At 66.6% G+C, this 19,986-nt stretch carries 20 protein-coding genes; 12 read left to right on the top strand and 8 right to left on the bottom strand.

Annotated features, from left to right (window positions below; genetic code table 11):
* Nucleotides 1-2: 2 nt before the first annotated feature.
* Nucleotides 3-1,646: a hypothetical protein gene (locus ACRYLT_RS09560; RefSeq protein WP_482663860.1), complete on the bottom strand. Its 1,644-nt coding sequence runs from the start codon at nt 1,644-1,646 to the stop codon at nt 3-5.
* Between the two features lie 244 nt (nt 1,647-1,890).
* Here ACRYLT_RS09560 and ACRYLT_RS09555 point away from each other — a divergent pair, with 244 nt between their 5' ends.
* From ACRYLT_RS09555 to ACRYLT_RS09545, 3 genes are all read left to right on the top strand, one after another.
* The gene (locus ACRYLT_RS09555; RefSeq protein ID WP_482663859.1) at nt 1,891-2,082 is read left to right on the top strand and encodes a glycine zipper domain-containing protein; all 192 of its coding nucleotides are present in this window, start codon (nt 1,891-1,893) and stop codon (nt 2,080-2,082) included.
* A 158-nt stretch (nt 2,083-2,240) separates the two neighbouring features.
* Entirely contained in the window at nt 2,241-3,602 is a 1,362-nt protein-coding gene (locus ACRYLT_RS09550) for an amidohydrolase family protein (protein ID WP_482663858.1), read from the top strand.
* Nucleotides 3,595-4,731 (top strand): dipeptidase, encoded by a 1,137-nt coding sequence (locus tag ACRYLT_RS09545; RefSeq protein ID WP_482663857.1) that lies wholly within the window; start codon nt 3,595-3,597, stop codon nt 4,729-4,731. The genes ACRYLT_RS09550 and ACRYLT_RS09545 overlap by 8 nt, the downstream gene beginning before the upstream one ends.
* 87 nt (nt 4,732-4,818) lie before the next feature.
* Here the strand turns inward: ACRYLT_RS09545 and ACRYLT_RS09540 are convergent, their stop codons facing one another.
* Nucleotides 4,819-5,133, bottom strand: coding sequence for a hypothetical protein (locus ACRYLT_RS09540; protein WP_482663856.1), 315 nt, complete (start codon nt 5,131-5,133; stop codon nt 4,819-4,821).
* 163 nt (nt 5,134-5,296) lie between these two features.
* Between ACRYLT_RS09540 and ACRYLT_RS09535 the strand changes: the two genes are divergently transcribed.
* Nucleotides 5,297-5,959 (top strand): SOS response-associated peptidase, encoded by a 663-nt coding sequence (locus ACRYLT_RS09535; RefSeq protein ID WP_482663855.1) that lies wholly within the window; start codon nt 5,297-5,299, stop codon nt 5,957-5,959.
* Nucleotides 5,960-6,096: 137 nt separating this feature from the next.
* Here the strand turns inward: ACRYLT_RS09535 and ACRYLT_RS09530 are convergent, their stop codons facing one another.
* A complete protein-coding gene (locus tag ACRYLT_RS09530; RefSeq protein ID WP_482663854.1) occupies nt 6,097-6,261 on the bottom strand; it encodes a hypothetical protein in 165 nt (54 codons plus the stop codon).
* Between the two features lie 328 nt (nt 6,262-6,589).
* Between ACRYLT_RS09530 and ACRYLT_RS09525 the strand changes: the two genes are divergently transcribed.
* From ACRYLT_RS09525 to ACRYLT_RS09510, 4 genes are all read left to right on the top strand, one after another.
* The gene (locus ACRYLT_RS09525) at nt 6,590-6,931 is read left to right on the top strand and encodes a hypothetical protein (protein WP_482663853.1); all 342 of its coding nucleotides are present in this window, start codon (nt 6,590-6,592) and stop codon (nt 6,929-6,931) included.
* A gap of 265 nt (nt 6,932-7,196) precedes the next feature.
* Entirely contained in the window at nt 7,197-7,787 is a 591-nt protein-coding gene (locus ACRYLT_RS09520; RefSeq protein WP_482663852.1) for an outer membrane protein, read from the top strand.
* Nucleotides 7,788-7,913: 126 nt separating this feature from the next.
* The gene (locus ACRYLT_RS09515; RefSeq protein ID WP_482663851.1) at nt 7,914-8,441 is read left to right on the top strand and encodes a hypothetical protein; all 528 of its coding nucleotides are present in this window, start codon (nt 7,914-7,916) and stop codon (nt 8,439-8,441) included.
* A gap of 72 nt (nt 8,442-8,513) precedes the next feature.
* Nucleotides 8,514-8,714: an HIG1 domain-containing protein gene (locus ACRYLT_RS09510; RefSeq protein WP_482663850.1), complete on the top strand. Its 201-nt coding sequence runs from the start codon at nt 8,514-8,516 to the stop codon at nt 8,712-8,714.
* On the opposite strand, the gene ACRYLT_RS09505 is transcribed toward ACRYLT_RS09510, so the two are convergent.
* Together ACRYLT_RS09505 and ACRYLT_RS09500 are read right to left on the bottom strand one after the other, a co-directional pair.
* Entirely contained in the window at nt 8,711-9,823 is a 1,113-nt protein-coding gene (locus ACRYLT_RS09505; RefSeq protein ID WP_482663849.1) for a spore photoproduct lyase family protein, read from the bottom strand. The genes ACRYLT_RS09510 and ACRYLT_RS09505 overlap by 4 nt on opposite strands.
* A 9-nt stretch (nt 9,824-9,832) precedes the next feature.
* Nucleotides 9,833-10,054 carry a hypervirulence associated TUDOR domain-containing protein gene (locus ACRYLT_RS09500; RefSeq protein ID WP_482663848.1) on the bottom strand — a complete coding sequence of 74 codons (222 nt, stop codon included), beginning with the start codon at nt 10,052-10,054 and terminating at the stop codon, nt 9,833-9,835.
* A 315-nt stretch (nt 10,055-10,369) separates the two neighbouring features.
* Here ACRYLT_RS09500 and ACRYLT_RS09495 point away from each other — a divergent pair, with 315 nt between their 5' ends.
* The gene (locus ACRYLT_RS09495) at nt 10,370-11,260 is read left to right on the top strand and encodes an alpha/beta fold hydrolase (protein WP_482663847.1); all 891 of its coding nucleotides are present in this window, start codon (nt 10,370-10,372) and stop codon (nt 11,258-11,260) included.
* Entirely contained in the window at nt 11,257-12,954 is a 1,698-nt protein-coding gene (locus ACRYLT_RS09490) for an FAD-dependent oxidoreductase (protein WP_482663846.1), read from the top strand. Before ACRYLT_RS09495 ends, ACRYLT_RS09490 begins: the two co-directional genes overlap by 4 nt.
* Nucleotides 12,955-13,054: 100 nt before the next feature.
* Here the strand turns inward: ACRYLT_RS09490 and ACRYLT_RS09485 are convergent, their stop codons facing one another.
* Both ACRYLT_RS09485 and ACRYLT_RS09480 read right to left on the bottom strand, forming a co-directional pair.
* The gene (locus ACRYLT_RS09485) at nt 13,055-14,176 is read right to left on the bottom strand and encodes an alkene reductase (protein WP_482663845.1); all 1,122 of its coding nucleotides are present in this window, start codon (nt 14,174-14,176) and stop codon (nt 13,055-13,057) included.
* A 249-nt stretch (nt 14,177-14,425) separates the two neighbouring features.
* Nucleotides 14,426-15,298, bottom strand: coding sequence for a LysR family transcriptional regulator (locus ACRYLT_RS09480; RefSeq protein ID WP_482663844.1), 873 nt, complete (start codon nt 15,296-15,298; stop codon nt 14,426-14,428).
* Nucleotides 15,299-15,403: 105 nt separating this feature from the next.
* Between ACRYLT_RS09480 and ACRYLT_RS09475 the strand changes: the two genes are divergently transcribed.
* The gene (locus ACRYLT_RS09475) at nt 15,404-16,213 is read left to right on the top strand and encodes an alpha/beta fold hydrolase (RefSeq protein ID WP_482663843.1); all 810 of its coding nucleotides are present in this window, start codon (nt 15,404-15,406) and stop codon (nt 16,211-16,213) included.
* Between the two features lie 125 nt (nt 16,214-16,338).
* Here ACRYLT_RS09475 and ACRYLT_RS09470 read toward each other — a convergent pair whose 3' ends face one another.
* Entirely contained in the window at nt 16,339-17,511 is a 1,173-nt protein-coding gene (locus ACRYLT_RS09470; protein ID WP_482663842.1) for a vWA domain-containing protein, read from the bottom strand.
* A 134-nt stretch (nt 17,512-17,645) separates the two neighbouring features.
* On the opposite strand from ACRYLT_RS09470, the gene ACRYLT_RS09465 reads away from it, so the two are divergent.
* A complete protein-coding gene (locus ACRYLT_RS09465) occupies nt 17,646-19,877 on the top strand; it encodes an amidohydrolase family protein (protein WP_482663841.1) in 2,232 nt (743 codons plus the stop codon).
* Nucleotides 19,878-19,986: the final 109 nt, after the last annotated feature.

Genomic DNA, 19,986 nt, shown 5'->3' with positions numbered 1-19,986 from the left:
GGTCAAAGATCCCTCATCCAGGCGCGCGCCTGGCTTTCACTGAGCCGCTGCGGGCGCAGCCCGTTGGCGATCCGGTGGTTGCGCTCGATCTGGTCGACGGTGAGCTCGCGATAGGCGCTGTACCAGAACCGCGTGACCGTTCGGGACGCCAGCGCCCAATTCTTGAACTGGCGGCCATGGGCGGCGCCGTCGAGCAGCAGGAATCGCGCCGGCGGGAAGCCGACTCCGCAGCCCCAGGCGATCGTCAGCCCCTTGGCGGCCTTTTCGATGAAGTCGTCGAGATAGGAATCCCAGCTATGGTCGAAATTGCTGAAGAAGAGCAGCCGGCTGCCATTGTTGAGAAACGCCCAATGGGCGAAATGGACGGTGCGCATGCTCCCGAGATAGCCGTCGCGCGCCTTCACCCGGAGCAGCAGGCCGAGCCCGAGATGGCCGGCACGAATGACGATGGAGCGAAGCACGCCCGGCTTGATCAGGACGATCGAGCCCATGTGATTCTGCGCGATCCAGTCCTCGCGCCGGACCATTTCGCGAAGCACCCGTTCGTCGACATGCGGGGCCTCGCTGGAAGAATCGCGCCGCTCGAGATAACGGATCCAGAGCAGCAGCAACGGAACGGTGACGAGCAGGCCGGCAAGCCCGAACATGACCGTTCGGGCGACCGGTCGCCACGCCTCGGCGAAGCTGGTCGACTCGCCGGCGCCGATCCAGTCGAGGACGAGGCTCCCGCCGACCGCGATCGGCAGCAGCAGCGCGGTGGCGAGCAGGCCGTAGACTGCGATCCCGGCCAGCAGGATCAGGATATAGGCCAGCCGGATTCGGGGCAGCTTGCTGCCTTCCACTTCGGTTCCCGGAAGGCCGCGCCTCACCCGCCAGACGAGCAGCAGCGAGAGCAGTGTCAATCCTGCCATCAGCAGGAAATAGCTCCGGTCCGGAAGCAAGGCGGAAAGCAGCAGGCCGGGCAGCGAAAGCGCAAGCACGGCAACGGCGATAAACAGCAGCAGCTTGGCGATGTCGGCAAGCCCTTCGCCGAGCCCGATGCGGCGCGGCTTCTTTTCCGCCAGCCAGGGATAGGCGCCGATCAGGTGGTCGCGCAGCTTGCGCCTGGCCTGCTCGGCGGGAATGCCGCGATAGGGGCTCGGCCCTTGCGCCGGATCGAGCTCGTCCCGGATCGACTTGAACAATTGCCAGTCGGCGAGGATCCGGTCGCGGTCCAGCCCGCGATTGCCGTGATGGAACACGCTCGGCCGCTGGGTTCGCGCCTCCAGATAAGGCGCCACCGGTGATCGGCTGTCGGGTTCGGTGACGGAGTCGTAAAGCGGCCCGTCCCCGTCGAGCGGCCGCTTGCAGCAGCGCAGCATCGCCCGGAGCGACTCGCCGAACGCAGCCTCCATCTGCCCCCAGAATACGCCCGGGGCCCCGTCGAAATTGGCCTCCAGGATGAAGATCGGGTCATATTCCTGGTGCGGGAAGACGCTCATCGACATGAAGTGAAGCGTCGGCACCTGGGTGGAGATCATTCGATAGCCTTCGCCGCTTTCCTCCACCTCGAGCCGGAGTTCGGTGATGAGCGCGGAAAGCCGGCTGCAGCTTTCGGGCTTGACCTCGAGCGGAACGCACAAGGTCGTCTGGCGCAGGCGGCTCATCGCGCTGCTCCCCCTACGATCGGCAACGAACGCGTCCCGGCTCGCATTGGCACCCCTCCCCCCGGGATGGTCCCGGACCCCCATGTCCAGGCCAGGCGGACTCCGCCCCTTTTTTGTATCTCACCGCCGGCCTGGGCTGGCAACCGGCAAACATTCGTTCCAAACTCCTGTGCACTGAATGGCCGGACTTGCCCTGTCCGCAACCGGAGCGGGCCGCGACTTTCACAGGACCAGGAGAAGATCAGTGACGGATCGATCATCCAGACCGGACAGCGACGGGGCGCCGTCCGCGAACTACGTAGCTCTTGGTCTTCCGATTGGCGTGGGGGTTGGAACTGCGATCGGCGTGGCGATCGACAATCTCGCGCTTGGCATCGGAATCGGGCTCGCGCTCGGCTCCGCGGCCGGCGGCCTTCTCACGATCCTGAAGCGCTGAGCCTCGACGAACGCATCCACCTCGCCCTGCGCAGTCGAAGCGCCGCTGCCTGATCGGGCCAGCTGGCCGCCGATCGCCGCAGCTGTCGCCGGCGACACGGCTGTGATCCTCCACCGCGCAGCCTTTGTGACCGCGGCCGCCTGTGATAATCTGGGCTGATGCTGCAGCTGGGCCGAGTGCTTCTGATCTGCTGGCTCGCTCTGACCGTTGATGTCGGGGCGATGGCTTCTTCCGAACTCCAAGCCGACCGGATCGTCTATCGTGGGGCCACGCTTATCGACGGATCCGGCACAGCGCCGCAGCCGGACATGGCCGTCATCACCCGGGGCGAGCGGATCGAAGCCGTGCTGCCGGACTCGCAACTGGCTCCAGCAAGCCTGGAAGGTGCGCAGGTCGTCGACCTTTCTGGACGTTTCCTGCTTCCCGGCCTGATCGACAGCCACCAGCACTTCCAGCCGCCAGCGGATCGAAGCCGAGCGGAGCAATTGCTCCGTCGTCAGCTGTATAGCGGAATCGTCGCGACACGAATCATGGCGGGCGATGCCCGAATTGTCGCGGAACTGGACCGAGCCGCTCGGGCGGGGGAGATTGCCGGGCCCGACCTCCATTTCGCGGCTGTCGTCGCCGGACCGAGCTTCTTCGACGACCCGCGTGTGCGGGCGGCCAGCGCGGGCTGGAGACCCGGCGAGGCGCCCTGGGCACAGGCGATCGACGAATCGACCGACATTCCGGCGGCGATCGCCAGGGCCCGAAGCACGGGCGCAACCGCTCTCAAAATCTATTCGGACCTTCCGCCGCACCTGGTACGGCAGCTCTCCTCGGAGGCGAGGCGCCAGGGACTGGGAGTCTGGGCCCACGGCATGGTCTTCCCGACCCCGCCCGCGGACGTGGTCTCGGCCGATCCGAACTCGATTTCGCACAGCTGCTACCTCGCCTATCAGGCGCTGGAGAGACGGCCGCAGCGGCACGGCGAACGCGTCCCCATCGATCCCTCCTTCTTCCTCGGCGGCGACCATCCGATCCTTGCCGAGCTGTTTCGGGAGATGCGGCGCCGGGGGATCGTCCTGGATGCAACCCTGTTCGTTGCCAGGGCTGCCGAGCGCAATGCCGTCGCGGCGAGCCGGAGCGCGGATTGTACGTTCGATCTCGCCGCACGGCTGACCGGCCAGGCCTTTCGCGAGGGCGTCCTCGTTGCGGCAGGTTCGGATGGCGAGACTCCGGTGGATTCCGACTTTCCCGCCCTGTTCGACGAACTTGAGCTGCTCGTCACCCGCGCCGGCCTGTCTCCGATCGAGGCGATCCGGTCGGCTACCCAGGTCGGCGCGATGAGCCTTGGGCAAGGCGAAACGATGGGCGTGGTGGCGCCTGGTTTCGCCGCCAATCTGCTGGTGCTGGAACGCGATCCGGCTGCCGATATCGCCAACGTTCGAAGTGTCCTGTTCACCGTCAAGCGCGGCCGCCGCTTCGATCGATCCGATTACCGCCCCTCCGCCAGTGAAGAGGCTTCGCCCCATGAGTGACCGTTTCCGCGTCGGCCGGCGCGATTTCCTGTCCCTGGCCGGTGCCGCGATAACGGGCGCGGCGACACTGGCCCCGTCGCAGCGGGCTGGGCGCGACATGCTGATCGTCAACGCGCTGGGTGGATTCCTCGACCCCAACGCCCCGCGGGGAGCGGGCGCCGCCAGCCGGACTCTCGAAGCCCGCTTGATTGCGGACGCCAGGGCCTCCGGGATGGACGCGGTCAACGTCACACTCGGCTATGTCGCCGGCGACAGCGACCCGTTCGAGCACAGCGTGCGCGACATTGCCCGATGGGACTCTCGGCTCCGCCACCATTCGTCCGACCTGTTGAAGGTGCTCACTGCCGGAGACATTCTCCGCGCTCGGGACGAGCGCCGGATCGGCGTGATCTACGGCTTCCAGAATGGCGCGATGATGGGTGACGATCCGACCCGGGCGGATATCTTCGCGGACCTCGGCGTCCGGATCATCCAGCTCACCTATAACGGGCCGAACCAGATCGGCGACGGCGCGATGTCGCCACGAAACCAGGGCCTCAGCGCCTTCGGACGCGAAGTCGTCGAAGCGCTCAATCGCAACCGAGTGATGATCGACCTGTCCCATAGCGGCGAGCGCACCTGCCTGGAGGCCACGACCCACTCGAGCCAGCCGGTAGCCATCACCCATACCGGCTGCCGGGCGCTCGCCGACCTTCCAAGGAACAAGAGTGACAGGGAGCTTCGTCTGGTGGCGGAGCGCGGCGGCTTCGTCGGAATCTATTTCATGCCCTTCCTCAGTCCGGACAGCGTCGCCGAGCCTGAGGACGTCGTCGCGCATGTCGACCATGCCGTCAGGATTTGCGGCGAAGATCATGTCGGGATCGGAACCGACGGCGGAACCACCGAGATCGACGACCTGCCCGCCTACCGCGCCCGGATCGCCCAGGAAATCGAACGTCGCCGAGCAGCCGGCATCGGCGCAGCGGGCGAGAATCCCGGGACTTTGCCTTTCGTTCAGGGCCTCACCGGACCGGACCAGTTCCGGATGCTCATCCGCCTGCTGGAGGCGCGCGGCTACGCTCAATCTCGGATTGAGAAGGTCATGGGGCTCAACTTCGTCCGGGTCGCCCGCGAGATATGGGGCGCCTGATCTCTGCTCCGACGCCATCCCGAATCTCTGCCTCGACGCCATCCCGATCCACCTGCGGCATGAACACCGCCGATTGCCGTAGATCTCCTACTTCGCCAGAGCCTCGTCCCGGTGCCGCCATTCGACATAGGACCAGCAAGCCTGTCGGTGACGAGGCGAGAGGGACTGGCAATCACCGCGATCACGCACGCCCATGGCGGCGGAAACGGCAAAGCCGATCGCTCTCTCGTCCTCCGATCCGGGCGCTTGCGGCTGATAGGGGCGAGGCGAGAGCCCCTTCCGCGCGATCGACTGGTCGATGGTCCGGGCGATCGGAACGGCCAGCAACGTGCCCGCCGCCATTCCGCAAAACAGGATAGCGATCGGCAGCCTTCGGAAACGCCGGGCGCGCAGTCGTGGCACAGCCTCACTCTCCCTGCTTTGGCGGCGACATTCAAGACCTCGGCGGGAAAGCGCTCGAAAAGGCCCGCGCCGACCCCCGAACTGCCGCTGCCGTCAGCATCGCGGGAAGGCGGCGCTGCCGACACCGACTTGGCCGGCCTGATGCACCTGCTATCCTGACGGCATGTGCAACCTCTACACGACGCGGAAGAGCGCTGCCGAGATTGCGGCCCATTTCCGGGCCCAGATGCCGCTCAACTTCAATGCCGGCCCGGGCGAGGTCTATCCCGGCGGCCAGGGCATGGTCGTTCGCGAGGAGGGCGGCGAGCGGATCCTCCAGTCGATGACCTGGGGATTTCCGCTCAGGCTCAAGTCGATGAAGCCGGGAACCAAGCCCAAGCCGGTCAACAATATCGCCGATCTTTCCAGCTTCATGTGGCGGTTCATCGCGGGAAAGCCGGAGCATCGCTGCATCATTCCGCTCACCGGCTTCTGCGAGGCGGAAGGCGAGAAGGGATCCAAGACCCGGACCTGGTTCAGCGTCCGCGACCGGCCGATCTTCGCCTGGGCGGGAATGTGGAAGGCTTCGGATGAATGGGGGCCGGTCTATTCCGGGCTGATGACCGACTGCAACGAAGTGATCCGGCCGGTCCACGACCGGATGCCTGTCCTTCTCCACGAAGAGGAATATGAGCTGTGGCTCCGAGGCACGCTCGACGACGTCGTGGCGTTCCAGGGCCGATGCTTTCCGGATGAACTGACGGTGATGGAACGCACCGGCGAGCCCTGGTTCAGGCGCCGCGGCGAGGCCACGCCAGCCGCCATCGATCCATCTGCTAGTGGTTGATCTGCTCCGCGCCTCGCTCAGCCGGTCCATGGGATCAGGCCGCGACCGGCTGCCATCCGAGGGCGTCAGCGGGCTCGCCCGCCAATGTTAGCGAAGAAGGACGAGCTCGACACTCGGGCCGATCAGCCGATCCGATCTCAAGCCGGCGGCATTCCGGCGATCGGCGGCCGCTTGTAGCGCCCGCGTCCACTCATCCGAAGCCGGTGGATACGGCGCCTGCGAACGACCACGGCGGTGAAGACGCCTGCCAAGATCGCCAGCAGAACGATCAGACCATAAGCAACGACAAGCCTCAATTCCATCGTCGTCTCCCGGTTGGCGAAGCCAAGACTGTCGGCTCGGCAAAATGTTCCCTCACGAGTCCCAATATAGGACGAACAACCGGGAAGCGGAGTTCAAGCGGTTGAAACGCTGACGTTTTGCGCGGCGGACTGCGGTCCGGCCCGACCGCAGATCCAACCCGCTGACCCGTCAGCCCGAGCCTTCGGGCTTCGCTTCCTTTCCCCCTCCTCCCCTCCGGAACCGCGCGACAAGTCGATACAACCTTGTCGATCGGCTGACTGCGGCATTCAGCCCCGTAAAATCACGGCTGCGATAGGTCTACTCTTGCCCACAGAGAAGGAGCGTAACATGCGTATCAAGACCCTCATCGTTTCGCTGGCCGCCGTCACCCTGGTTGCAGCCCCGGCCACGGCCCAGAACTGGCGCGGTTCCGCTTCCGTCCAGCGCCAGATCCAGAACGATATCAGCCAGCTCGAAAATCAGATCCAGCGCTCCGCCCAGCGGCGGGCGATCTCGCAGCGGGAGGCTTCGAAGCTTCGCCGGAGCACGCTCAACCTGCAGCGGTCGCTGAACCGTTACAGCCGCAATGGGCTCGATCGCGCCGAGGTCGCGCAGCTCGAGAGGCAGGTGAATGCGGTTCGCCATCAGCTCCGTTTCGAGCGCCGGGACGGCAACCGCCGCCGCGGCTGACCGGAGGTTGCCACGAAGGGAGCGGGCGCGAAGGCGTGCGCCCGCTCCCGAGTGCCGCTTGTTCGATAGTCTCATCAGGCGAGCTGGCCTTGCGCTCCGGCTGGTGCCGGAGCTTGCCAACCAATTGTCGGTTCGAGTGCAGCGGCAGACCATCGCGGCGACCCGGCCAGTCGTCGCGTCCGCCCCTCGCTTCGCCTCCCGGTTCATGTTGCGGCAAGCCGGGAGCGGGGACTTGCGGGCGCATCCACCAGAGGAAGGCTTTCCAATGAAGAAGTTGATCATCCTTGCCGGCCTTTTCGCCGGCACCGCCGCGACCCCGGCCCTGGCGCAAAGCGGTTTCCATGTCGGAGCGATCGCCGGCTACGAAGGCATCAAGGTCGAATCCTCGGACGGTTCGGTCCGGGCCGACGCCAGTTCGGCGGTCTACGGCGTCAATGCCGGCTACGATCTCAGCCTCGGCAATGCCTTTGTCGGAGTCGAGGGCGAGCTGTCGACCAGCGGCGGCTCGACCCGCTTTCCCGACAGCTTCTCCGGAGCGCGCGAAAGCCTCGAGGCCGATGGCCAATATTATGTCGGTGCCCGGGCCGGCGTGGCCCTGACCCCTGGAATCGCCGCTTATGGCAAGATCGGCTACACGTCGCTGAGCACCACCGCCTTCACGTCCTCCGGCTCGCTCGACGAGCTCGAGGAGAATGCCGGCGGCATCCGCTTCGGCGGCGGCCTTCAAGTTCAGCTCCCCGGGCCGCTCGAAGGACGAGTCGAATATCGCCGCTCCCGCTACAAGGACGTCGGCGACGGCTCCTATGGCGATGCGACCACCAACCAGGTGGTGGCCGGCCTCGGCCTGCGCTTCTGAGCGATCGGAGTCGGCGCCGGCACCGCCGGCGCCGACTCCTCGACGTACGCTCTCCCGCCATCCGCTCGCGCCTGCCGCAGGCCCGTGTTAGAAGGGCTGATCCGCAGCTGAGGATCCACCTTTTCGTTGCAGACCGAAGCCGGCAACAGCGCGATCCGCTCCCCCAAGCGCGTCATCTTCCTTTCCGGAGCGATCGGCGCCGGCAAGAGCACGATCGGAAGGGCGCTGGCCGGCGCGCTCGGCGGCCTTCATGTCGAAGGCGACGATCATCAGCGGCCGCCCCGGCCCTGGTATGCGACGGCGCTTTCCACCTGCCGAGGGACTCTGGCCGAAACGCTTGCGAAGCTGGAGCGGCGGGATCTGGTCGTCGTCTCCTATCCGCTGCGCTGTTTCGAATGGATCTATTATCGCCGCCACCTTTCGGATCGAGGGGTAGCGACGACTTTCGTCACCCTCGCCGCGAGCTATGAGGCAACGGTCGATTCCGCGCGCGGCCGCGCGTTCACGCCTTGGGAAAAGCGGAGGATCCGCGAGATGCTGGCCCAGGGCTACGACCGCCGCGCCTTCAGCGACCTGATCGTCCGGACCGATGGCGAATCCTCCTCCGCCACCCTTGAAAAGCTGATCCGGGCGGTGACTTCATCGGATCAATAAATATCTGTCTTCGCTCGCTTTTTACGGCCTCTCCCAGATGAAAATCAGGATACAGATGCCTATCTTCGGATCATGCAAAGCTTCCTCCTCATCCTCATTCTTCTTCTCGCGATCGCCACCCTTTACGTGCTCGTGAAAGGCGTGATCGGAATGGCCCAGGGCAAGGCTTTCGACGGCAGCCGTTCGCAGTCGCTGATGCGCCAGCGCGTCATGCTTCAGACCGCGGCCATCCTCGTCGCGGTCCTGTTCCTAATGATCGGCCGCGGCGCCTAGAAGGCGTAGCGGATCTCGCATTCGGGCAGGTGATTCCGGAGCGCTTCCTTGAACCGTTCCAGATAGGCCCGCTTGCTCGCCGATCGGTAGCGGACGTTCCGCTGTCCGCTCTGCGACCATTTCCGCTCCTGCAGGTCCGGCCGCCAGAGCAGTTCCTCGGCCCTGGGATGCCAGCTCAGATTGACTTCGTGCAGCTGCGCATTGTGGGTGAGGAAGATCACCTCCGCCTTCAGCTGCCGCCTGGCCGCGGCCGAGAGGCTTCGGGCCAGCTGCTCGAACAGTTGCCCCCACTCCTCTTCCCAGCCGTCATGAACGATGACCGGGGAAAAATTGACATGGACCTCGTAGCCTGCGCCGACCAGTTCATCGATGAAGGCGATCCGGTCCGCGATCGGTGAGGTCCTGACGTCGACGATCTTCGCCACCCGCGCCGGCATCAGCGACATCCGGATCCGGGTGGCGCCCTCCGGACGGTAGGAAAGCAGGTCCGGATTGACGAACTTGGTGGCGAAGCTGCCCTTGGCGTTGGGAAGGCTCCTGAATAGGGCGACGAGATCGCGGACATTGTCGGAGATCAGGGCATCGGCCGAAAGGTCGCCATTCTCGCCGAGATCATAGACCCAGCGCTCGGGATCGACCTGGTTGGGCGCTTTCGGCGGCTGCCGACCGGCATGGCGGGCAATCGCCCGGCCGATCTCCTCGATGTTGACGAACACGCTGATCGGATTGGCATAGCCCTTCCGCCGCGGAACGTAGCAATAGGCGCAGGCCATGGCGCAGCCGTTGGAAGTGGAAGGCGCGATGAAATCCGCGGATCGCCCGTTGGGCCGCATTCCCAGCCCCTTCTTGACCCCCAGCACGAGCGTGTCCCGCTTGATCCGGAGCCAGTCCTCGGCAAGGCCGGCATTGCCGTGAAGCTCCGGTATCTTCCAGTGCGAGGCGACCTCGATCCGCTCCGCATCGGGGAAGCGGGCAAGTATTTCGCGGCCGCGCGGAAAATCCTCGACCGCCGGCTCCAGATAGATCCGGCCGACGTTCAGAAGCTGGAAGGCCCCTGCCCGGCTCGCCGGCGGCTGGTCGAGAAGATAGTCCTGCTGGCGGTCGCCCATCCCGGGTTCCTATTTGGCCGGCTCGAGCTCACTCGCCAGCTTCAGGACCTGGTCGCCGTCGGACTGACGGATCAGGAAGGCGGGATTGTCGGCCGATCCGTTCTTGACGACCCGCGTGCCCTTGATCGTTCTCTGTACCCGCCGTTCGAACCGCTCCTCGATCCTGCCTTCGCCCACGCCGGGGCCCCAATTCCATTGGACGTTCGATCCAACGTGCAACTCGCCCGCCATCGCCGTTCCTCCTTGCGCCTTCGGCAAAAGTGCCGCTCGGAGCCGTCCTCTTCGAAACCCTCCTCGATGCGCCTTGTGCCACCGGATGGTGGAAAAGCTCGTTTGGCCGACCCGTCCCTGGCAAGGCGGCGGTCGCTCCGGATGACCTCGCGCTCGCGCTGTCATCGCCAGGCAACATCATCCCTGCTAGGCTTCGGATCGTCGCGCGAGCGAGTCGATCGAGTTCGACGGGCGGCGTCCGTGCCCGCCTTTCGGCCCCTTCACGAGACCAGCACCGGTCCTGCCGGCCGGACGCCTCTTGCACGGGAGAGCTCAATGCCCGCGATCACCACCACCGACGGCACCCAGATCTTCTTCAAGGACTGGGGTCCGAAGGACGCTCAGCCGGTCATGTTCCATCATGGCTGGCCGCTCAGCGCCGACGACTGGGACAATCAGATGCTGTTCTTCCTGGGCCAGGGCTATCGGGTCATCGCCCATGACCGGCGCGGGCACGGCCGGTCGAGCCAGACCGACTCGGGCAATGAGATGGACACTTATGCCGCCGACGTCGCCGAGCTCGTCGCCGCCTTGGATCTCCGGGCCGTGGTCCATGTCGGCCATTCGACGGGCGGCGGCGAAGTCGCCCATTATGTCGCCCGGGCCGAACCCGGCCGGGTCGCCAGGGCCGTTCTGATCGGAGCGGTTCCGCCGGTCATGGTCCGCAAGGACTCCAACCCGGACGGACTGCCGATCGAGGTCTTTGACGGCTTCCGGGCGGCGCTCGCCGCCAACCGCGCCCAATTCTATCTCGATATCCCGACCGGCCCCTTCTACGGCTTCAACCGGCCCGGAGCGACGGTCAGCGAAGGTGTCATCCGCAACTGGTGGAGGCAGGGCATGATGGGCGGGATCAAGGCGCAACATGACTGCATCAGGGCCTTTTCCGAAACCGATTTCACCGACGATCTCAAGGCGATCGAGGTTCCGGTGCTGGTGATGCACGGCGACGACGACCAGATCGTGCCTTATGCCAATTCCGCGCCGCTTGCCGCCGCTTTGCTGAGCAATGGGACGCTCCGCACCTATCGCGGCCTTCCGCACGGAATGTGCACGACCCATCCCGACATCATCAACCGCGACCTGCTGGCCTTCGTTCGCGGCGAGCCACTCGATTCCGAAGGCCCCTCGCCGGTCGTCCAGGCAGGACCGGTCCCGGCCGAATGAGCGACGCTCGTCAGCGGCTGGTTGCGGAGCGCGGGGCGCAGATGTTCCCGCGCCTGACGGAGACGGAAAGCACGCGGCTCGCCCGGTTCGGCGAGCCGCGCCGCTACCGTGCCGGCGAAAGCGTCGTTCGTGCCGGCGAAGCCGGACCCGGGCTGTTGCTCGTCCTTTCCGGCCGGGTCGACATGACCCAGGGCCATCGGGGTGGAACTCAGCCGATCGCCGTTCACGAATCCGGCAACTTCATGGGCGAGCTCGCCCAGCTGTCCGGGCGGCCCTATCTCGTCGACGGAGTCGCCGTGACCGATGTCGAGGCGGTCGCCGTCCCGCCGGCGGGACTGCGCGCCCTTCTGATCGCGGAGGCGGAGCTCGGCGAGCGGATCATGCGGGCGCTGATCCTTCGCCGGGTGGGACTGATCGCGGCCGGTGCCGGACCGATCATCGTCGGCGGCCATGCCGATCCCGACCTTCTCCGCCTCGTCAACTTCCTTCGGCGCAACGGCCATCCCTACGAGCAGCTGGATCCGGAGAATGACGGCTGCGCCCGAACCCTGGTGGATCGGTTCGAAGTCGCCGCCACGGAACTCCCGATCGTCCTGTGCCCGGCGGGGGAGCTTCTTCGCAACCCGACCGAGGCTCAGCTGGCGCGCTGTGTCGGCCTCGTCGGGCCGATCGATCCGGATCGGGTCTACGACCTGGTCGTCGTCGGCGCCGGCCCGTCGGGCCTCGCGACCTCCGTCTATGCGGCCTCGGAGGGATTGTCGGTGCTCACCCTCGATTGCCGCTCGTTCGGCGGTCAGGCCGGGGCATCGGCGCGGATCGAGAACTATCTCGGCTTTCCGACCGGTATTTCGGGCATGGCCCTGATGGCGCGCGCCTTCAACCAGGCGCAGAAGTTCGGCGTCGAAATGGCCATTCCGGAAGAGGCCGTCCGGCTGGACTGCGGCAACGATCCCTGCCGTCTCCAGTTCGCAAACGGCGAAAGCGTCCGGGCTCGGGCCGTCGTGATCGCCACCGGCGCCCGTTATCGCCGGCTGGGCGTCGACCGGCTCGATGCGTTCGAAGGCTCCTGCGTTCATTACTGGGCCTCGCCGCTTGAGGCCGATCTCGCGGCCGATCAGCCGGTCGTCCTCGTCGGCGGCGGCAATTCGGCGGGCCAAGCCACCGTTTTCCTGGCCCGCCAGTCGCGCAAGGTCACTCTCGTCGCCCGCCGCCCGCTCGAAGACACCATGTCGCGCTACCTGATCGACCGAATTTCGGGCCTGCCCAATGTGGAGGTCGTGATCGGCTGCGAGATTGCGGCCCTTCACGGCGACCCGGCAGCGCTCGCTTCGGTCTCGTTGCGCGAGCGCTTGTCCGGCGCCGAGCGCGATTGCCCGGCCCGCTTCCTCTTCTCCTTCATCGGCGCCGAACCGAATACCGATTGGCTGCGAAGCTCCGGCATTGCGCTTGATCCGAACGGCTTCATCCTGACTGGGGAGGCCGCCGCTGCGGGCCGGCTGCCGCTGGAAACCAGCCGCCGCGGAATCTTCGCCGTCGGCGACGTCCGCTCCGCTTCGGTCAAGCGGGTCGCCGCCGCCGTCGGCGACGGCGCCCAGGTGGTCGCTTCGGTCCATGCCTGGCTCGCGGCGCAACCGGCCGAGCCGGCCGCCGTTCAAGCGTCTCCAGGCGCGGCGCTGGCCCAGGGGATCGCCTGAGAGACGGCTTGAGCCGCGTTAAGCGCTCAGGCGACCGCATAAACCGGATAGCGAACTTTCCGGGGGAGCGCTGCAAGGAGACCGGCCGGACCGGCTTCAGTCAGGCGGCCTGCGCGGCAAGGAGAAACGGATAATCGGTGTATCCTTCGGCGCCTCCGCCATAAAAGGTCGCCCGCTCGTGCCTATTGAGCGGAGCGCCTGTGCGGATGCGATCGGGCAGGTCCGGGTTGGCGATGAATGCCCGGCCAAAGGCGACGGCATCGGACACTCCGGAAGTCACGGCCGCTGCAGCGGTGGCCGGAACGAATCCGCCGGCAGAAATGATTGGGCCGCCGAACGCCTTCTTGAACAGCGACGCGACGTCGGGCGCGTCCAGGTCGAGCGGCTTGTCGTCGTCGGTGAAGTCGGCGCGTGGTTCGATCAGGTGAAGATAGGCGATGTCGCGCCTGCCAAGCTCGCTCGTCACATACTCCCACAGCGCGAGACCGGCAGAATCCTTCATGTCGAGGATTCCGCTCCAGGGCGACAGTCGAACACCTACGCGATCTCTACCGATCGCCGCCGCGACGGCATCCACCACCTCGAGAAGCAGGCGCGCGCGAGCCTTGATCGATCCGCCATAGCGGTCGGTGCGGTGATTGCTTCCATCGTGCAGAAACTGATCCAGCAGATAGCCATTCGCGCCGTGGATCTCCACGCCGTCGAAGCCGGCGGCGCGTGAGTTGCGGGCGGCCTGGACGAAATCGCTGATGATTGCCGCAATCTCGTCGGTCTCGAGCGCCCGCGGCGTCTCGAATGGAACCGCTTTACCCTCAGCATCCATGTGGTCGCCGGTGACGGCGATCGCCGACGGCGCGACCGGGAGCGCACCTTGCGGCTGCATCGACGAATGCGAAACTCGGCCGACATGCCAGATCTGATTGAAGAAGAAGCCGCCCTTTGCGTGGACAGCATCGGTCGCGAGGCGCCATCCCGAAATCTGATCCTCAGAATGGATGCCCGGCACCCCGGGATAACCATGCGCCTGAGGGGAAATGTCGGTCGCCTCGCTGATCAGGAGCCCGCCATGGCTGGCGCGCTGGCCGTAATATTCGGCATTGAGCTCATAGGGAACGTCGCCGGGCTGCCGGGCGCGCATTCGGGTGAGCGGGGCCATGATCACCCGGTGACTGAGGGAGAGCGCACCGAGACGGAGTGGGGTGAAGAGGGCGTTCTGGGCCATGGGAACCTCTGCTGGTCTTGAATGGCCACGATGTAGATCGCCCTTCCTGCCGTTACTATGGCCGCTATGGGTGCAGCTATGTAACGTGAACCGTTATGTCGACTCTGAGGCGCCAGAGCTTTGGGTGTTCCTTGCGCGAGCAGCCGCCGTCCCCGGTTCAGCTGCCAGAGTGTCGCAACAGGCGGCCTTGCAGGCGCCGGAAGGCAGAGCGCCGCCCTTCCCGGCCCGGGTCAACGTTCGAGCAACAGGTCAACCCAGACTTTTCTGGAACCTGTCCAGGAAGACACGAAGCTTGGGAAGGACCTGCCGCCGTGACGGGAACACCGCCCAGATGGCGAGATCGCGCGGCGAGGCACCCGCAATCGGCACTGGCACAAGCCTGCCCTTGGCGACCTCGTCCTGTGCATCCCAGGCAGAGAGTTGCGCCAAGCCGAGCCCGGCGACGCAGGCTGACAAGAAGCCGTCGACGCTGCTCGACGAGAATCGGCCGTTCACCGGTACCGACCGCTCCTTTCCATCGACGACGAACTGCCAGCGGGTGAAGTTGGTCCACGTCAGGCATTCGTGATCTGCAAGATCTTCGATGGTGCGGGGCGCGCCGTGCCGCTCCAGATATTCTGGTGCGGCATAGATCTGCTTGGGATTGTCCGCGATCCGCCGGGCGATCAGACCTGAATCCTTGAGTGGCGCGATTCTGATGGCAAGGTCCACCCCGGACGCGACGATGTCGACCATGGCATCGTTCAGGTCCAGGTCGATCCGCAGTCGCGGGTTTTCGTCCAGCAGCTCGCGAACGATCGGCATGATCCTCTTGCGGCCGAGGGTCACGGGTGCCGTGATCCGGAGCAGTCCGGTCGCGCCGCCTTCGGTTGGACTGAGGGTCGCCCGCGCAGCTTCCTGCGTGTCGAGAATCTCGCTTGCGAACGGAAGGAAAGCCTCGCCCTCGGGCGTCAGCGCCAGTGAGCGGGACGTACGGTGGAGCAGGCGAACCCCCAGCTCCTCCTCCAACGCCACCAGGCGCCTGGTGGTGGACATCGCCGTGAGCCTGAGGTGCCGGGCTGCGGCGGAAAGGCTGCCCTTGCGCACCGCGCAGACGAACACCTCAAGCCCACGGGAATCCATTGGTCCACCTCACGGAGATCGTTAGCAAGCCTAACATTGTGGGCGGATGGCAACCAGTGCCTGCGCCTTCTACCTTTCGTCGGCTCTCCGAGGAAGGAACCCGACATGACGAGCAAGATGCCTCCGATTACCCTGGCCGCCGCGGCTGCACTCGCTTTTGCCAATCCCGGCCATGCCCAGCCCGCCGAAGGGCGTGAAGACGGACCCAGCGTCGTCCTGGTCCATGGCGCATTCGCCGACGGGTCCGGCTGGCGCGGCGTCTATGATCGACTGACTGGAAGAGGCTATCGCGTCGCCATCGTCCAGAACCCGCTCACCTCCCTCGACGATGATGTCGCTGCGACCCGCCGGGTCATCGATCGGCAGCCGGGGCGTGTGATCCTGGTTGGACATAGCTGGGGCGGCACTGTCATCACCGAGGCGGGCAACCATCCCAAGGTGGTGGGCCTCGTCTACGTCTCGGCGCTCGCGCCCGACAGCGGCGAAACGACGGCCGAGCAGTATGAAGGCTTTCCCGCTGCAAGCGAGTTCGTCATCGACACGCACGGCGATGGCTTCGGCTTCGTCGACCCGGACAGGTTCAAAGCAGCCTTCGCCGCCGACGCGAGCGACAGCGATGCCGCATTCCTGCGGGATTCGCAGGTGCCGATCAACATGTCGGTATTCGCCACGCCGATCGGCGAAGCTGCCTGGCGCACCAGGCCCAGCTGGGCCGTGATCGGTCGCGAAGACAAGGCCTTCGGAGAGGGCATGCTGCTGCACATGGCGCGGCGGATGAACGCCGACATCACCGAGGTGCCCGGCAGCCATGCGCTGTTCATGACCCAGGCAGAAGCTGTCGCTGACGTGATCGACCGCGCTGCGCAGCAGTTGCGGCAGCCAGGCGGCCGGGTGCGGACGACGGTTGGGAACTGATCCGGCGGGTCAGCGGCACATTGGCCGGCAATTGGATACCGATTGCGTCGTTCGAACGCCTTGCCTGATGGGTGGACGAGTCACGCCAGCCCCTGAGAAGCGCCGATTTCTTCTCCGACCGAGGATCAGCGTGCCGCTTCGTAGCGCTCGCGGGTTGCATCCTGGCGCGACTGGATGGCCGTGTTGACGGCATCGCTCCGCTGCCGGGCCACATCGTTCCACGCCCTCGCGCGCTGCCGATAGGCGTCGCGGCGGCGTTCCAGCCGGTCGGCCACCGCCTCGCGTAGCGCGGGGTCGGGCACGGCCTCGCCCAACCAGCGGGCCTGGCGCAGTGCTTCGCGACCCGCGGCCGCGCTGACGCAAAGCGTCAGTCTTCCGCCTTCGGCGCTCGTGCGCAACGAGTTGCGCGACCGATCGGCGGCGTTGCTGAGCGACGTGCGCGCCATGGCGGCGCTATTGCCGAGTGCGCGCCGCGCTTCGGCGGCCGCGCGTCGCAGCTCTTCGCCCGTGCGTGCTTCGACGAAGCGCCCGCCGCCGGCCTCCGCCACCGCGCGCAGTTGCGCCCGGTCACGTGCCGCGAGGTCGAAGCCGATGACGTTGACGATCGCGCGGGTTCCGCCCTGGTGCAGCGCACGCGCTTCCGCGATCGGATCGCCGCCGCAGGTTTCCTCCCCATCGGAGACGACGTAAACCACCTGAGCGCCCGGTTGGCCGGTCTCGACGAAAGCCTGGCCCGAATTGCGGATGGCCGCGGCGAGCGGAGTCCAGCCCCGCGCATCGAAGCGGCCCAGCGCCGCCGTCACGGCCGCACGATCGGCGCTGCCGAGCGGATGGATCGTCTCGACGGCGGCGCAGCTTGCCGCCTTTCCGGCGGCCGAATTGTCGCCGCGATGACCGAACGCGACCAGGCCGACCTCCACGCCCTCGGGCAGACCGGCCAGGAAATCCCGTGCAGCGGCCTTCGCCGCCGCCATCTTCGTCTCGCCGCCGACCCTTCCCGCCATCGATCCCGAAGCGTCGATCGCCAGGACCAGGCGTGCCGCGCCCCCGGCGTTGATTCGACCCTCATCTGCCGCGAACGTCGCGGTGGCGCCGCGATCCTCAAGCGCGGGGAGGTCGGCGAAGCAAGCCTCGATATCCTCGCCTTTCTCGGCGAGGAAACGGCCTGCGATCGAGTCGGCTTCGCTCCCTGCGGAGCCGGACTCTGCGGCGCCGGGATCGGCGCCGTAGCCTTGCGAATCCGCGGAACAGGCGGCCGCTGCCAGGCAGACGGCCAGCATGATCAAGCGACGTCGCATATCCCACCTCCAGGCACCGCCTAGCGGAAATCCGCGGACCACTCATCCGCTCCGCGATGAGCTGCCCGCGAAGCCAGTTACTCGGCGTCTGGTCATCAAAAACCCGTTCGGGTGTGTCGCACCAGGAAGCAGACTTGAGCCTCCTGCGGTATCGCGTCGGCCAGGTTCTTCGCGATCTGGCGCGGACCCGCGCGAGCGCCGCTGGCGATTTCGTCGGACCGCTCTTCAGCCAGAGGCGCGATTGCCTTTGCCGATCCGTGCTGTCATCGCTGGTCCATCTGTGGGGGAGAATGAACGTGCGCCGATTCCTGATCGCCAGCCTGCTTGCCGCCGCCGCGCCGATGGCCGTCTTCGCGCACGACGCCCCAACGTCGGCCACGGCGTCCACGCCGGTCCCCAAGGAACAGCTGCTCCAGCCTCCCGCCGGCGCCGACCATTATGTGGTGGTCTCCGAAGCCGGCAAGCATGGCGACCAGTGGCGCTGGGCGCTGCCCGACGGCCGCATCGCCTATCGCTGGTCGCAGGAGCTTCGCGGCTGGATCACCGAAATGGATCAGGTGAACAGCCTCGCCCCCGACGGAACGATCCAGGCGCTCGAAGTGCGCGGCGTCACCATGTCCGGCGACGCCGCCGAAGTCTATCGGGTGGAGAATGGCCGCGCGAGCTGGAGGACGGCCAACGACCGCGGCGAGGCTCCGGCCGGCGGCTGGTACGTCCCGGCGGGCGGGGTCGGCATCGCCAATGCGCCGCTGGTCGAGGCGCTCGCCCGGGCCGGTGAAAGCGGCATCGATCTGCTGCCGAGCGGCAGGGGGCGGATGACCTTCGGACCGACGGTGACAATCCAGGGCCCGCGCGGGCCGAAGACGGCCCAACTCGCCTTCATCCGGGGGATGACTCCATCGCCCGTTCCCGTCTGGCTCGACGAGGACAGGAACTATTTCGCCGAAATCGGCTACGTCTCGATCATGCCGGCGGGCTATGAAGGGGCGCTGAGGCAGCTGCGCGACGCGCAGGAGGCCGCGACGGCCGCGGAAGTGAGGTCGGTGGCGCAGCGTTTCCTGACGCCGGCCGCTCGGGCGCCGGTGCTGTTCGACAATGTCCAGCTGTTCGATGCCGACCGGGGCCTGTTCCTGGCCGATCGCGCGGTTCTGGCCCAGGACGGGCGGATCGCCGCGATCGGCGCGGCGGGCTCGATCCGAGCGCCGGCGAACGCCCGGGTGATCGACGGCCGCGGCAAGACTCTGGTCCCGGGGATCTGGGACAGCCACATGCATATCGGCAGCGACTGGGACGTTCTGGCGAACATGGCCACCGGAATAACCAGCTTCCGGAGCCCGGGCACGACGTTCGACCGCGCCGTCGACGCGACTCGGCGAAGGGCGGCCGGCGAGCTGCTGATGGGCGAGCCCTTCATCTCGGTGATCGTCGACCGGCGGGATCCGCTGGCGGCCCAGGGCGCCGAGGTCGTGACCAGTGCCGACGAAGCGATCGCCGTGGTCCGCCGCATCAGGGAAGCGGGCCTGTGGGGCGTCAAATTCTACACGAGCATGGACCCGAGCTGGATCGCCCCGGTGGCGGCGGAAGCGCACCGGCTCGGCCTCCATGTGCACGGCCACGTCCCCGCAAGGATGAAGCCGAGCGAGGCGGTCGCCGCCGGCTATGACGAGCTCACCCACCTCAACTTCGTCGTCATGGAAGCCATGCCCGCGGACGTCGTTGACCGCGCCAATACCCGGCAGCGGATGGAGGGGCCGGCGCGCCTGTTCAAGGATGTCGATCTCGACGGTCCGTTGATGAGCGGGTTCATCGCTGACCTCGCTCGCCGCCGGACGATCGTCGACCCGACCATCGTCATCTTCGAAGGCATGCTGACCCAGGATGGCGGCAGGCCGCACCCGGCCTATGCGCCCTATATGGGCATCCTCTCGCCGGTGCTGGAACGCTCGGTGTTCACCAGCGGAGGCTATCCGCTTGTCGAGGGCTATACGCGCGACGATTACCGGCAAAGCTATGCCAGGATGGTCGAGCTGGTCGGGCGGCTGCATCGCGCGGGCGTGCCGATCGTTGCGGGCACCGACGGCTTCGGCCTCGAGCTGATCCGGGAGCTGGAAATCTACCAGCAGGCGGGCTTCACGCCCGCCGAGGCCCTGCAAAGCGCCACCATCCTCCCCGCGCGCGTCGTCGGGGCGGACAGCCGCACCGGTTCCATCGCCGTCGGCAAGGAGGCCGACATGGTGCTGGTCGACGGCGATCCGTCCCGCGAACTCGGCGCGCTTCGCCGCGTCGTCACCGTCGTCAGCGACGGCTATGTGATGGACGGTGACGCGCTTCGGCAAGCGGCCGGCTTCAGCGGCCGGCCGAGGTGACCGGGCGAAGCTTCCTGGGCTGGGCCGCCGAAGTGTCGGTTCTGAGTCGGCGGAGATAGGGGCGGCACCTGATCGTGTCCGGCCCCCGGCATGCCCGGGCCACGCTGAG

The organism is Sphingosinicella sp. SM1-17 (assembly GCF_056821765.1).
This window is presented reverse-complemented; position numbering and strand designations above follow the sequence as displayed.

Bases quoted from the DNA above. Each gene is read 5' to 3' on its own strand.
- ACRYLT_RS09485 (WP_482663845.1), bottom strand. From the start codon at position 14,176: ATGGCCCAGAACGCCCTCTTCACCCCACTCCGTCTCGGTGCGCTCTCC.
- ACRYLT_RS09545 (WP_482663857.1), top strand. From the start codon at position 3,595: ATGAGTGACCGTTTCCGCGTCGGCCGGCGCGATTTCCTGTCCCTGGCC.
- ACRYLT_RS09520 (WP_482663852.1), top strand. From the start codon at position 7,197: ATGAAGAAGTTGATCATCCTTGCCGGCCTTTTCGCCGGCACCGCCGCG.
- ACRYLT_RS09480 (WP_482663844.1), bottom strand. From the start codon at position 15,298: ATGGATTCCCGTGGGCTTGAGGTGTTCGTCTGCGCGGTGCGCAAGGGC.
- ACRYLT_RS09550 (WP_482663858.1), top strand. From the start codon at position 2,241: ATGCTGCAGCTGGGCCGAGTGCTTCTGATCTGCTGGCTCGCTCTGACC.
- ACRYLT_RS09535 (WP_482663855.1), top strand. From the start codon at position 5,297: ATGTGCAACCTCTACACGACGCGGAAGAGCGCTGCCGAGATTGCGGCC.
- ACRYLT_RS09495 (WP_482663847.1), top strand. From the start codon at position 10,370: ATGCCCGCGATCACCACCACCGACGGCACCCAGATCTTCTTCAAGGAC.
- ACRYLT_RS09510 (WP_482663850.1), top strand. From the start codon at position 8,514: ATGCAAAGCTTCCTCCTCATCCTCATTCTTCTTCTCGCGATCGCCACC.
- ACRYLT_RS09470 (WP_482663842.1), bottom strand. From the start codon at position 17,511: ATGCGACGTCGCTTGATCATGCTGGCCGTCTGCCTGGCAGCGGCCGCC.
- ACRYLT_RS09490 (WP_482663846.1), top strand. From the start codon at position 11,257: ATGAGCGACGCTCGTCAGCGGCTGGTTGCGGAGCGCGGGGCGCAGATG.
- ACRYLT_RS09530 (WP_482663854.1), bottom strand. From the start codon at position 6,261: ATGGAATTGAGGCTTGTCGTTGCTTATGGTCTGATCGTTCTGCTGGCG.
- ACRYLT_RS09505 (WP_482663849.1), bottom strand. From the start codon at position 9,823: ATGGGCGACCGCCAGCAGGACTATCTTCTCGACCAGCCGCCGGCGAGC.
- ACRYLT_RS09475 (WP_482663843.1), top strand. From the start codon at position 15,404: ATGACGAGCAAGATGCCTCCGATTACCCTGGCCGCCGCGGCTGCACTC.
- ACRYLT_RS09500 (WP_482663848.1), bottom strand. From the start codon at position 10,054: ATGGCGGGCGAGTTGCACGTTGGATCGAACGTCCAATGGAATTGGGGC.
- ACRYLT_RS09560 (WP_482663860.1), bottom strand. From the start codon at position 1,646: ATGAGCCGCCTGCGCCAGACGACCTTGTGCGTTCCGCTCGAGGTCAAG.
- ACRYLT_RS09525 (WP_482663853.1), top strand. From the start codon at position 6,590: ATGCGTATCAAGACCCTCATCGTTTCGCTGGCCGCCGTCACCCTGGTT.